Origin of the sequence: Marinibaculum pumilum (genome assembly GCF_042646425.1) — a bacterium.
GTDB lineage: Bacteria > Pseudomonadota > Alphaproteobacteria > Ferrovibrionales > Ferrovibrionaceae > Marinibaculum > Marinibaculum pumilum.
The window spans coordinates 188,378-200,582 of the sequence record NZ_JBHRTR010000020.1 but is presented as its reverse complement, the minus strand read 5'-3'; the positions used below and the strand labels follow the sequence as shown (position 1 = coordinate 200,582).

The following is a 12,205-nucleotide window of genomic DNA, read 5'->3' as shown; positions in this document are numbered from 1 at the left end:
TGCTGCGGGCAATTCTGCCGCGGGCGTTCCTGCTGCGGGCCTTCATGCTGATGGCGCCTCCTGCGATCGCGCATGGCCCGGACCGCCCCGGTCCGGGCCGGCTTCGGCCGCGGCCAGTTCCGCGGCAAGCCGGGTCAGTCCTTCGCCGATGGTTTCCAGGTCGTCCACCAGGGCGACCCGGATGAACGGTGCGCCGACATTCCGTCCGCCCGCATCGGCCCGTGTCAGATAGCCGCCGGGCAGGACGCGCAGGCCGGCCCTGGTCCAGAGGCGATGGGCGAAACCCTCGCCATCGCCGACATCCAGCCACAGGAAAAACCCGCCGGCGGGCCGCAGTTCCCCGGCCGCGAAACGGTTGCCGCCGACACGGCTGCCCAGGATCCGCTCCGCCGCGTCGTAGGCGGCATTATAATGCGCCCGTGTTGCGACCACGTGATCCTCGTCGCCCCACAGGGCCGTGGCCGCCGCGTCCAGCGGCAAGGGCATCGGCGCCCCGCCATAGCTGCGCAGGGTGGTGAAATGCTCGATGACGGCGGGATCGCCGGCGCAGATCCCGCCCCGCAGGCCCGGCACGCCGGACCGCTTCGACAGCGAGTGGAAGACCACCAGGTTGTCCAGGGCGCCGGATTCGGCGGCCGCCTGCAGCGCGCCCGGCGGTGCGGTGTCGCGATAGATCTCGGCGTAGCACTCATCGGCGGCGACGACGAAACCGTGGCGCCGTGCCAACGCCAGCAGGCGCCGCCAGTAGTCCGCCGTCGCCGCGGCGCCCTGCGGGTTGGCGGGGGAGCAGATGTAGAACAGGGCGGTCCGGTCCAGCAGCGTCGCGGGCAGCGCATCCAGGTCGGGCAGGTGGCCGGTCGACGGGGTTGCAGGCAGGAACACCGTCTCCGCTCCGGCCGCGGCGGCGGCGCCGGCATAGCACTGGTAGAAGGGGTTCGGCACCAGCACGGCCGGCTGCTGCCCGTTGCGCTGCGGCGGCACGCAGACCAGGGCGATCTGGAACAGCCCCTCGCGGGTGCCGTTCAGTGCCATGACATGCCGTTCCGGATCGATCAGGCCGGCCGGCAGGGCATAGCGCCGGTCCAGCCAGGCCGCGAAGGCCTGGCGCAGCGCCAGGCTGCCGCGCGTCGGCGGATAGCGGCCGAACCCGGCGGCCTGGCCGGCCACCGTCTCGGCCACCATCGGCGGCAGCGGGCGCCGCGGCTCGCCGATGGTCATGTCGATCGGCCGCACGCCATCCGGCGGCGCCAGCCCGTCGAGCAGGCTGCGCAGGCGCGCGAAGGGATAGCCGCCCAGTGTGGCGAAGCGCGGATTGAGGTCTAGATTCGTCATGTCTGATCCCGGTTCCGGCAGGGGTCCGGTCCGTGCCTGCGCGGCAGGCCGCCGCAGCGCGGTTCCGGAGCCTTCATGGCGGAACCGATCAAGAATGACTGATTCGCCGGGGAAAGAGTATGCGGTCTTGCCCCGGGCTGCACAGCAGCGAACCGGGCACGAAAAAGGGCCGGGTTTCCCCGGCCCTTCCGAAGCTGGCCGGCTTCCGGCCGCTGCGGCCGGATCCGGCGGGTCAGAGAGCGTCGGCGCCGCTCTCCCCGGTGCGGATGCGCATGGCGCTCTGCATGTCGTAGACGAAGATCTTGCCGTCGCCGATCTGGCCGGTGCGTGCCGCCGCGGCGATCGCCTCGACCACCCGGTCGACCAGGTCCGTGCCGACGGCCACCTCGATCTTCAGCTTCGGCAGGAAGCTGACGGCATATTCGGCACCGCGGTAGATCTCGGTATGGCCCTTCTGCCGGCCGTAGCCTTTCACCTCGGTCACCGTCAGACCTTCGACCCCGAGGCTGGTCAGCGCCTCGCGCACCTCGTCCAGCTTGAACGGCTTGATGACGGCCATCACCATCTTCATGTGAGATCTTCCCCTTTCCCCGTCGACGGGCGCCCGGACCGACCACTCGGACACGAACGAATTGGGCGCGAACGGTTTTCCTGTCCAGGAAGGTTCAAATATCATGCCGGATCATCGCGGCGTCGAAAAGCCGGCCCGCGCGGCCGTACTTTGCGGGAGGTCCTGCCCCGCCGCGCCTGTCCGCCGGTTGTCCACGTCATGATCTGCTCAATTTTTGGGCATAGACTGCCGGTATGGCGCGCAGATGCCGCCCAACCGGCAGCGGGACCTGCCGGAGCCGGCGGGCCCGCGAAGCAGGGAGGCGGAGATGCCTGAGCAGGTTTGGGCATAGACTGCCGGTATGGCGCGCAGATGCGGCCCAACCGGCAGCGGGACCTGCCGGAGCCGGCGGGCCCGCGAAGCAGGGAGGCGGAGATGCCTGAGCAGGTTGATGGCAGACCGCGGCCGGCAGGGCCGCAGACGGCGCCGGCATTGCGGGCCGATATCGCCGTGGTCGGTGGCGGGCTGGTCGGCCTTGCCATGGCGGTGGCCCTGGCGCGGGTCGGGGCGTCCGTGGCCGTGGTCGACCGGATGGCGCCTTCGGTCCAGCTGCAGCCGGAATTCGACGGCCGCGCCTCGGCGATCGCGCAGGCCAATGTCCGCTACCTGACGGCCCTGGGGGTCTGGCAGCATCTGCCTCCGACGGCGGAGATCCGGCAGATCCGGGTCTCCGACGGCGGCTCGCCCTTCTTCCTGCACTACGATTGCCGTGACCTGGAGCGCAAAGGTGCCGCCGGCGGCGGAGGCGAACCGCTCGGCCGGATGGTCGAGAACCGGCATCTGCGGATGGCGCTGGCCAGGACCGCCGCCGATCTGCCCGGCATCCGCCTGGTGGCGCCGGCGGCGGTCGCCGGCTACCGGCCCGGCGCGGCCGGCGGCAGCCATGTCGACCTGGACATGGCGGATGGCCGGGTGCTGCGCGCGCGCCTGTGCATTGCCGCCGATGGCCGTGCCTCCGCGATGCGCGCGCTGGCGGGGATCGAGGTGCAGGGCTGGGACTATCCGCAATCGGGCATCGTCTGCACGGTGCGCCACAGCCTGCCGCATGACGGGATCGCCCAGGAACGCTTCCTGCCCAGCGGCCCGTTCGCCATCCTGCCGCTGACCGACGCCGACGATGGCATGGCCCCGATGCACCGGGCCTCCATCGTCTGGACGGAACGGCAGGAGGCGGTGGAGGCCTACATGGCGCTGGACGACGCCGCCTTTGCGGGCGAGGTGGCGCGCCGCTTCGGCGACTATCTCGGCCCGCTGCGCCTGGAAGGGCCGCGCTGGAGCTATCCGCTCGCCTTCCAGATCGCCCGTGACCTGGTGGCGCCGCGCCTGGCGCTGATCGGCGACGCCGCCCACGGCATCCATCCGATCGCCGGCCAGGGGCTCAACCTCGGGCTGCGCGACGTGGCGCGGCTGGCGGACGAACTCGCCGGCCCGCTCGGCCTCGGCCTCGACCCCGGCGCGCCGGACGTGCTGCGCCGCTATGCCGGCGGCCGGCGCTTCGACACGGTGCTGATGGGAGTTGTCACCGACGGGCTGAACCGGCTGTTCTCCAATGACGATCCGGGCCTGCGCCTGGTCCGCAGCCTCGGCCTGTCCGCGGTCGATCGCGTCCCGCCGCTGAAGCGGCTGCTGATGCGGCACGCCATGGGCGACCTGGTGCTCGGCCTCGGCCGCTGACGGCCGGGGCGGGCTCAGCGCGACGCCGCCGTGCGGGTGCAGTGTTCCTTCCACAGGGTCCGGTACGCCGCCTCAACGGCACGGGCATAGGCGGGCGGATCGTAGGGCGGCATGCCGGTCAGCGCCTCGCGCTGGGCGACCCTGCCGGACCGCAGCTTGGCCACATTGGCCGCCAGGTCGCGGGCGATGGCGGCAAAGCCGGCCTCGTCCCGGGCGATCCATTCCGACCTGCCGCAGGCGGACAGGATCGAGGCCGCAATCCTGCTGGAGGGGAAGCGACCGTAGAGGGTGATCATGGGCACGCCCATCCACAGCGCTTCCAGGGTCGTCACGCCGCCACCCTGCGGGGTGGTGTCCAGGGCGATGTCGACGTTCCAGTAACTGGACAGGTGCCCGCGCCAGTCGGTGCGGCCGCCAAAGGCGATACGGTCGGCGCCGATCCCCATCTCGGCGAAACCGTGCAGAATATCCCGTCGCCGCAGCCGGTCTTCGTACTGGCGGTCCTTCAGGAACAGTCGGCTCCCGGGGACCGCCTGCAGGACCTGCGCCCAGAGCCGGATGCTGTCCGGGCCTGCCTTGCCGCCCCGCCCAAGTGCGCCGAAGACGACATCGTCCGGCCCGCTCCGAAGGGTGCCGTGCCAGTGGCCCTGCGCCGGCGCCGGTGCCGGAGGCGTCTGGAAGGGTTCGAAGCTCAGCGCGCAGGGCAGGTCAACGATCCGTTCGGCGAACAGCGTACGCTCGTCCTGCGGCACCAGAACGGAATCGACAAGCAGGGCGTCCATCTGGGCCATGCCTGTGCCCGTGCAGTGACCCCAGCCGGTGACCTGGACCGGCGCCGGACGCCGCGCGAATGCGCCGAGGCGGTGGCCGTTGGTATGGCCGGACAGGTCGACCAGGATGTCGATCTCATCCGCGCGGACCTGCTGCGCCAGCGCTTCGTCGGACAGGCTGCCGATCGCGCGCCAGCGATCCGCCGCCTCGCGGAACCGCGCGGTGGACGGGTCTTCCACCGTGTCGGTGTAGTAGCAGGTGATGCGGAAACGGTCGCGATCATGGTGCAGGATCGGTGCTGCGAACGTGGCGGCAGCCGAATGCACCCTGAAGTCCCCGGATATGTATCCCACCTGCAACGGACGCTGCGGGTCGTCCGGGCCGGGGCGCGCCGGCAGCGCGGGCAGGGCCGCGTGCCGCTCCGCCCAGCGGCGCCGTTCCGCCTGCTGCAGTTCCGTCGTCTGGCTGGAATCGAAGTCCAGCGAAAAGATCAGATTGGTATGTGCGTCGCGATAGTCCGGGTCCAGCCGCAGGGCGGTCCGGAAGCAGCCAAAGGCGTCCTCCATCCGGCCGATATCGCGGTAGATGTTCGCCATATTGTTGTACGGCATCGCGAAGGCGGGATCGGCTGCCGCCGCCTGGCGCAGACAGGCCAGCGCGCGATAGGGCAGGTTTTCCTCGTAGTAGATGGCCCCCAGATTGTTCCAGGCCTTGCCGTTGCCGGTATCGGCGACAAGGGCCCGGCGATAGGCGCGACCGGCGCCGCTGAGGCGCTGCGCCGCGGCAAGGCCGCGATCGGCGGCCAGGCAGAGCCCGAGGCCGTTCCACGCCATGCTGTGATCGGGCTGCCGGGCGATGGCGGCGCGGTACGCCTCTGTAGCTTCGCTGTCGCGGTTGGCGGCGCGCAGGGCGTTGCCGTGGTTGTAGCGGAACTCCGCCCGCTCCGGAGCCAGGGCGACGGCCCTGGCGATCGCCGCCAGCGCGCCTTCGACATCACCCAGGGTGCGGCGGGCGCTGGCCAGGTTGTTCCAAGCATCGGGTATCGCCGGTTGTCGCGTCACCAGGTCTTCCAGCAGGGCCCGGCCCTCGGCCACCCGACCGGCCAGGATCATCCGGGTGGCCCGGTGCAGGGCCTGGCCGGGATCCATCGGTGCCGGCAGCGGCATCGCCGAACTGGCACCGGCATCGAAGAGCCGCAGATCCGCCATGGCAGCCCTCCGTTCAGCCGCGCGGCCGCCCCTGGCCGGCGCACCACCGCTGCCAGAAGGTCCGGTAGGCCGCTTCTACGGCGCGGGTATAGGCCACCGTGTTGCCGATCGGTGCCCGGGCGATCACGTCGCGAAGCTGGTGTCGCAGGGTGAGCAGCCGGGCCGGATCCCGTGCCAGGCCGATCGCCTTTGCGACATAGCTGTCGCGACTCTCCGCGACCAGTTCCGGCAGGCCGACATTTGCGACGATCGCGGAGGCGATGCGGCTGGACGGCACCTGTCCCATCAGCGCGACCACCGGCACGCCCATCCACAGGGCCTCGCAGGTGGTGATGCCGCCGCCCTGCGGGAAAGGATCCAGCGCGATGTCGATCTGCGCATAGGCGGCCATATGTTCCAGATGCCCGCTGCCAGGCAGCAGGGTCAGCCGGCCGGCATCGATCCCGCGGCCGGTGAACCAGCCGGCGACGCGCGCGCGCTGGGTCTCGTCATCCAGGGTCCGGTCCTTCAGCACCAGGCGGCTGTCCGGCAGTTGCCGCAGCAGGTCCGCCCAGCAGTCCGCCGTCCGGGCGGACAGTTTGGAAATCCGGTTGAAACAGCCGAAGGTGGCGAATCCGTTGGACTGGATCGGCGGCGGCGACACCGGCGGTGACTCCTCCGGCGCCAGGTAGCAGATCGGCGCCGGCAGGTCGAAGACCTCTTCGGCATAGAAGTGGCGCTCGTCCGGCCGCACCAGGACCGGATCGGACATGTAGTAGTCGATCGTGCGCAGGCCGGTGCCGACATGACCCCAGGCATGGACCTGCACCGGCGCCGGCTTGCGCGCGAAGACGGACAGCCGGTGGCCGGCGGTATGGCCGGACAGGTCGATCAGCACGTCGACCCCGTCGCGACGGATCTGCTCCGCCATCTCGTCGTCGGTCATCCGCAGGCAATTGTGATAGACCTCCGCCATCTCCTGGTACTGCGCCGTTACCCGGTCCGGCCGGTCGACGTTCGAATAGAGGATCAGCCGGAACTGCGACCGGTCGTGGCTGCGCAGCACCGGGCCGAACGCGATCTCGGCGGAGTGGCGCTTGAAGTCGGCGGACACGTAGCCCAGGACCAGCGGACGGTCGGGATCGGGGTCGTTCCGGTGCGGCAGGATGGCATCGCGATGCCGCGCACCGAAACGCCGGTCCCATTCGGCACGCTCCGCCTGCTGGGACTCAACCGTTGCCGTCGGGTCGAAGTCGCGGGTGAAGATCAGGTTCGACATGGCCAGGTCCATGTCGGGGTCGAGTTCCAGCGCCCGCTCCAGGCATTCGAACGCACCCTGGTAGTTGCCCTGGTCCTTCAGCAGGTTGCCGAGGTTCGACCATGTCTCCGCACGCTCGGGGTTCAGGCTCAGCGCCCGGCGGAACGCTGCCTCCGCCTCCTCGTACCGCATTTCCGCAAGCAGAAGGGTCGCCCAGTTCATGGCGCCGGCATCGTCGTCCGGGCGGAGCTCGATGGCCTTGGCCAGCAGCCGACGGGCCTCCGCCAGCTCCCCGCGCCGCAGTTTGGCGCGGCCCAGATTGTTATAGGAATTGGCATTGTCGGGCAGCAGCTCGACGGCCTTCGCGAAATGCCCGGCCGCCTCCTCCATCTCGTCGAGTTCTTCCAGTGCCGACCCGATATTGTTGTGCAGCCGTCCCTCGCCCGGCAGGTGTTTGAGTGCCTCGCGATACGCAGCGATCGCCTCTCGCGGTCGCCGCTGCCGCTGGCGCAAGTAACCGATATTCGTCCAGGCCTCGCCGTTGGCGGGCCAGACCTCGACCGCCTTCAGCAGCCGCATCTCGGCCGCAGCGAAATCCTTCTTGCCAAGAAGCGCTGCGCCGCTGGCATTCAGTGCGATGGAATCGTCGGGCGCCATCGCCAGCACCTGATCCAGGATTTCGAGCGCCTGGTTCCCTTCCCCTGCCTGGATCAGGCCGATCGCCCTTGCGCGAAGCGCAAGCAGTGTCTGGCCGACTTCCGGCGCGGCTGCGTTCGATGCGGGGGCTGGCGGCTGCACCTGCTGCCGCGCGGGCATGTCCGCCAGGGCGGCCGCTCGGATCCGGCAGGCATGAGCCAGGCCCGCGCTGCCGGTGCGCGCATGATGTTCCGCCAGGGCCTGCAGGGCCTGTCCGTCGTTCGGGTCGGCGGCCAGCCGGTCGACGAGCGCTGCGGGCAAGGGGAGGTCGAGGGATTGCTGCAAGACCTGGATCCTGTTGCTTGGTACTGGCCTGACGATCGGCGCCTGCGGTGGTTCTGACCTCTGTGCGGTCGCGGCTCAAGCGAAAAGCTGCGCAGTCGCGCCGCCAGCGCCTTTGATCCAGGGTTCGCACCTGGCGCCGGGGCCAGGAAGCAGATGAGCGGATCCACGGGCTTGAACCCTGGAGGTTGATCCTTCAAGCGCGCGGCCATATGAACTTGCATCGGCGTGCGGCGCCACTCCTGCGATGCGGCATCATGAGAATTCACAAAGGTTTGGACCGATACGGCATTTGTCAGCTTCTGCCAGGCACCGACAATATCGGGATCGAGCTTGGCGTAGCGGCCGGCGTCTACTCGGCAAGACTGGTGGCGAGCGGGAAGTTCAGCCAGCTGTACGGGGTGGACCGATACGGCGATCATCACGATGTGGACGAATACCGAGCGGCGTTGAAGGCAATCGGGCTGGAAAGCAATTTCAAGCTCCTGCGCATGACCTTCGATCAGGCGCTCGACCTATTCCCTGACGGCATGTTCGACTTCGTATACATCGACGGTTTTGCGCATACCGGCGAATTGGGCGGGCGTCTGTTCTTCGACTGGATGCCCAAGGTGAAGCCGGAGGGAATCCTTGCCGGCGACGACTACGATCCGAAATGGCCGCTGGTGATCGAAGCCGTCGACTACTTTGTCGGCCAGTTGGGGGTCGAGCTCAACCTGACCGATCCGGAATGCGTTCATGCCGGGCCGAACGAACTCTGTCCGTCCTGGTTCGTCTATCCCGGACAGTCGACTTCGACGCCTGTCCGCAATCGGTCGATGGAGGAGCAGGGTGCCGCACTGGCCCTGAGCGGCGATACTGCGGTGGGGGACCGGGTCACCCTGGGCACCCATATGCTGCGCATGATGTATGCTTTGGAGCATGGCGGGCCGCCGGAAGTCAGTGTGAACGGCCGGCACTATATTCTGTCAAAGGTGCAGGTGAAGGAACAGGGGACAGGAGGCTGACCAGGGGACAGCGACAGGTCTCTATGAGTAGAATCGCTGCTGACTTGCGCCTCCAGGATGTTGTAGTACTCCAGAAAACATCAGTCCGCCGACCGGACCCGTCCGGTCTGGGCCATTCCGAGCCAGGCCGCCATGAGCGCCGGGTTCGACGGCCTTGCACCCCATAAATCGCGGTGTCGCCGTCGACCGCCCGGCCTGCCGGTCCTTCGCGGTCCGGGGCGAAGCCGGCGAGGCGTGTGCGCCGGACCGCACCCGGTCGTAAGAGTATTTGTATGACGCCACGCTACATCCTGGTCACAGGGGCCGGTTCCGGCATCGGTCGGGCAATCACCCAGGCCCTGATCGCCGATGGTCAGGTTGTGGCGGCGACCGGCCGGCGGGAAGCGCTACTGCATGAACTGATTCCGCCCGATGCAGCGTCGGGCTGTATCGCTCATGCATGCGACATGGCGGACCCCGCGGCTGTGGAGGCGCTGTTCGCGCTGCTGGCGAAGCGCTGGCCACGGCTGGACGCAGTGGTCCATTGCGCCGGGGTCTACGGCCCGATCGGCCTGTTCCACGAGACCGACCCCCAGGAATGGCTGGGGGCGATCACCAACAACCTGTTCGGCTTCTACCTGGTGGCGCGGGCGGCGGTGCCCCAGCTGCAGCACGGCCACCTGCCGCGGATCCTGGCAGTGGCCGGCGGCGGCGCCTTCACCCCGCTGCCGCGCTGCTCCGCCTATGGCAGCGCCAAGGCCGGCATCGTCCGGCTGGTGGAGACGGCGGCCGGCGAACTGGCGCCACTGGGCATCGCCGCGCTGGCGCTGGCGCCGGGCTTCGTCGCCACCGACATCCACCGCGAGACGATCAAGGCCGGGCCGGAAAAGGCGGGCCGCGACTATTACGAGTTCACCCTGTCGCGGCTGAAGGAGGGCAGCGTGCCGATGTCGCTGGTCGTCGACTGTGCGCGCTTCCTGCTGGGCGACGCGGCGCATGCCCTGTCGGGCCGCACGATCAGCGCCAGCTTCGACCCCTGGGCGGAACCGGAATTCCTGGACAGCCTGCCGTTGCTGGAGGGCTCGGAGTTGTATCGTGGCGAGCGGGTGAACCTGCGTCACCTGCCGCCCGGCGATCCGCTGCGGGAAGCATTGACATCGGCGCAGTCCCGGACATACGTCGCACGGCGCCAGGCGGCGGCGACTGCCGGCGCGGCGAAGCATCCAGAGGGAGAGGACGGCATGGAAAAGGCGGCGGAGGCCCCCGGCCGCAGGCCGGGACGCGCCCATGGCTGAGGCAGCGGAGAGCGGCGGCAACGCACCCGACGCCGCCCGCCGGCTGTACCGCACCGCGCTGCTGATCCGGCGGGTGGAGGAGATCCTGCTGGCGCGCTACCACGAGGCGAACGAGATGCGCTGCCCGATGCATTTCTGCATCGGCCAGGAGGCGGCGCCGGCTGCCCTGGCGGAGCTGCTGCGGCCCGAGGATGCGGTCTATACCCACTATCGCAGCCATGGCTATTACCTGGCCAAGGGCGCGCCGCTGGCGGCGATGATCGCGGAATTCCACGGCAAGGCCAGCGGCGCCAATGGCGGCATGGGCGGCTCGATGGAACTGGCCCATCACGACAGCCTGTTCTACAGCGGCGCGATCGTCGGCGGCCCGGTGGGCCTGGCGCTGGGCCATGCCTTCGCCCAGGCCTATCGCAAGGAGCCGGCGCTGACGGTGTCCGTCGTCGGCGACGGCGCCTTCGACGAAGGCATCGGCTTCGAGGTGCTGTCCTTCGCCGCGCTGCATCGCCTGCCGCTGCTCGTGCTGTGCGAGAACAACGGCTATGCCGCCCATACCGGCCTGGCCGATCGCGGCGCGCCGGACCTGATCTCCACCCGGGCCCGCGCCTTCGGCGTGCCGGTCCATGTCATGGACGGCAACGATCCGCTGCAGCTGCTGGCGCGACTGGGACCGCTCTGCGACGGCATCCGCGGCGGCGGCGGGCCGGTGTTCTGCGAGGTGCTGACCTACCGCACCTGCAGCCATGTCGGCCCGGAGAGCGACGATGCGCTGGGCTACCGGCCGCCGGAGGAGGTGGCGAAGTGGCGCCTGCGCGACCCGCTGCTGATGCTGGAATCCGTGCTGCAGGACCAGGGCGCCACGGCGGCGGAACTCGCCGCCCTGCGCGACGAACTGGATGCCGGCATCCAGGCCGCCTATGCCGCGGCCCAGGCCGCCCCGGCCCCGGCGCCGGCCGACCTGGACCGTTTCGTGCAGCCCGCCGGCGATGCCCAGGTGGCGATCCCGTTCACCGAGGTGGTGGAGACCGCCTTCCGTGGCGGCCAGGCGGAAGCCCGGCTGGAACCGTACTGAGGCTTTGATGAGCGATTCCGCAGCCGCCGGGGGCGGCGACCGACCCCACGGGATGAAGACCGCGCCGACCACCTATGCCGGCGCCCTGCGCGATGCCATGGACCAGGCCCTGCAGGCCGATCCCGGCGTCGTGCTCTATGGCATCGGCGCCGATGGCGCCAGCGGCATCTTCGGCACCACGAAGGGCCTGGCGGAGCGCCATGGCGGCCACCGGGTGTTCGACGTGCCGATCGCCGAACAGGCGTTGACCGGGCTTGCCGGCGGTGCGGCGAATGCCGGGCTGCGGCCGGTGCTGGTGCACCAGCGCCTGGACTTCATGCTGTACGGTGTCGACATGCTGGTGAACTGGCTCAGCATGTGGCGTTTCATTTCCGGCGGCCAGGCGAAACTGCCGCTGACGATCCGCGCCATCGTCGGCAAGGGCTGGGGCCAGGGCCCGCAGCATTCCAAGAGCCTGCACGCCTGGTTCGCGCATGTGCCGGGGCTGCAGGTGGTGATGCCCGCCACCCCGGCCGACGCCAAGGGGCTGCTGCTGGCCAGCATCTTCAGCGACGATCCCACCCTGGTGATCGAGGGGCGTCAGCTCTATTCGATGACCGAGGAGGTGCCGGTGGAACCCTACCGCCTGCGCCTGGGCAAGGCGGCGGTGCGCCGTGCCGGCGACGACGTCACCCTGGTCGCCATCGGCGCCATGGTGCCGGAGGCGCTGGCCGCGGCGGAGCGCCTGGCCGAGGCCGGCATCGCCGCGGAGGTGGTGGACCTGCGCTGCCTGGCGCCGCTGGACCTGGACACGGTCATCGCCTCGGTCCGCCATACCGGCCGGCTGGTGGTGGCCGATCCCGGCTGGCAGCGCTTCGGCGCCGCGGCGGAGATCGTCGCCGCGGTGGCGGAGGCGCTGGGGCCGGAGCTGAAGGCGCGGCCGGTGCGGGTGACCTGGCCGCAGAGCCATTCGCCGACCAGCGCCCACCTGGAAGGCGCCTTCTATCCCGGCGCGGCGGAGATCGAGGCCGCCGCCCGCATCGCGGTCGGGCGGAAGGACGGCTGA

The 12,205-nt window shown here is 69.9% G+C and carries 9 protein-coding genes; 5 read left to right on the top strand and 4 right to left on the bottom strand.

The genetic code is table 11. The features are described from left to right. Positions 1-42 precede the first annotated feature (42 nt). Both ACFOGJ_RS08525 and ACFOGJ_RS08520 read right to left on the bottom strand, forming a co-directional pair. On the bottom strand, positions 43-1,332 hold the full coding sequence (locus ACFOGJ_RS08525) for an aminotransferase class I/II-fold pyridoxal phosphate-dependent enzyme (protein ID WP_379899432.1): 1,290 nt from the start codon (positions 1,330-1,332) through the stop codon (positions 43-45). Positions 1,333-1,564: 232 nt separating this feature from the next. Further along, the gene (locus tag ACFOGJ_RS08520; RefSeq protein WP_379899431.1) at positions 1,565-1,903 is read right to left on the bottom strand and encodes a P-II family nitrogen regulator; all 339 of its coding nucleotides are present in this window, start codon (positions 1,901-1,903) and stop codon (positions 1,565-1,567) included. 414 nt (positions 1,904-2,317) lie between these two features. Between ACFOGJ_RS08520 and ACFOGJ_RS08515 the strand changes: the two genes are divergently transcribed. After that, positions 2,318-3,616: a UbiH/UbiF/VisC/COQ6 family ubiquinone biosynthesis hydroxylase gene (locus tag ACFOGJ_RS08515; protein WP_379899430.1), complete on the top strand. Its 1,299-nt coding sequence runs from the start codon at positions 2,318-2,320 to the stop codon at positions 3,614-3,616. Positions 3,617-3,630: 14 nt separating this feature from the next. On the opposite strand, the gene ACFOGJ_RS08510 is transcribed toward ACFOGJ_RS08515, so the two are convergent. After that, positions 3,631-5,595: an O-linked N-acetylglucosamine transferase, SPINDLY family protein gene (locus ACFOGJ_RS08510; protein WP_379899429.1), complete on the bottom strand. Its 1,965-nt coding sequence runs from the start codon at positions 5,593-5,595 to the stop codon at positions 3,631-3,633. Positions 5,596-5,608: 13 nt separating this feature from the next. Continuing rightward, a complete protein-coding gene (locus ACFOGJ_RS08505; RefSeq protein ID WP_379899428.1) occupies positions 5,609-7,813 on the bottom strand; it encodes an O-linked N-acetylglucosamine transferase family protein in 2,205 nt (734 codons plus the stop codon). A 254-nt stretch (positions 7,814-8,067) separates the two neighbouring features. Between ACFOGJ_RS08505 and ACFOGJ_RS08500 the strand changes: the two genes are divergently transcribed. From ACFOGJ_RS08500 to ACFOGJ_RS08485, 4 genes are all read left to right on the top strand, one after another. Further along, on the top strand, positions 8,068-8,817 hold the full coding sequence (locus ACFOGJ_RS08500; protein WP_379899427.1) for a class I SAM-dependent methyltransferase: 750 nt from the start codon (positions 8,068-8,070) through the stop codon (positions 8,815-8,817). A gap of 272 nt (positions 8,818-9,089) precedes the next feature. Then, positions 9,090-10,091, top strand: a complete 1,002-nt coding sequence (locus tag ACFOGJ_RS08495; RefSeq protein WP_379899426.1) for an SDR family NAD(P)-dependent oxidoreductase — start codon at positions 9,090-9,092, stop codon at positions 10,089-10,091. Beyond that, positions 10,084-11,160, top strand: a complete 1,077-nt coding sequence (locus ACFOGJ_RS08490; RefSeq protein WP_379899425.1) for a thiamine pyrophosphate-dependent dehydrogenase E1 component subunit alpha — start codon at positions 10,084-10,086, stop codon at positions 11,158-11,160. Before ACFOGJ_RS08495 ends, ACFOGJ_RS08490 begins: the two co-directional genes overlap by 8 nt. A gap of 7 nt (positions 11,161-11,167) precedes the next feature. Next, complete coding sequence (locus ACFOGJ_RS08485) at positions 11,168-12,205, top strand: alpha-ketoacid dehydrogenase subunit beta (RefSeq protein WP_379899424.1); 1,038 nt, start codon at positions 11,168-11,170, stop codon at positions 12,203-12,205.

Coding starts and splice junctions, on each gene's coding strand:
- ACFOGJ_RS08525 (WP_379899432.1), bottom strand. CDS start 1,332: ATGACGAATCTAGACCTCAATCCGCGCTTCGCCACACTGGGCGGCTAT.
- ACFOGJ_RS08485 (WP_379899424.1), top strand. CDS start 11,168: ATGAGCGATTCCGCAGCCGCCGGGGGCGGCGACCGACCCCACGGGATG.
- ACFOGJ_RS08520 (WP_379899431.1), bottom strand. CDS start 1,903: ATGAAGATGGTGATGGCCGTCATCAAGCCGTTCAAGCTGGACGAGGTG.
- ACFOGJ_RS08510 (WP_379899429.1), bottom strand. CDS start 5,595: ATGGCGGATCTGCGGCTCTTCGATGCCGGTGCCAGTTCGGCGATGCCG.
- ACFOGJ_RS08515 (WP_379899430.1), top strand. CDS start 2,318: ATGCCTGAGCAGGTTGATGGCAGACCGCGGCCGGCAGGGCCGCAGACG.
- ACFOGJ_RS08495 (WP_379899426.1), top strand. CDS start 9,090: ATGACGCCACGCTACATCCTGGTCACAGGGGCCGGTTCCGGCATCGGT.
- ACFOGJ_RS08500 (WP_379899427.1), top strand. CDS start 8,068: ATGAGAATTCACAAAGGTTTGGACCGATACGGCATTTGTCAGCTTCTG.
- ACFOGJ_RS08490 (WP_379899425.1), top strand. CDS start 10,084: ATGGCTGAGGCAGCGGAGAGCGGCGGCAACGCACCCGACGCCGCCCGC.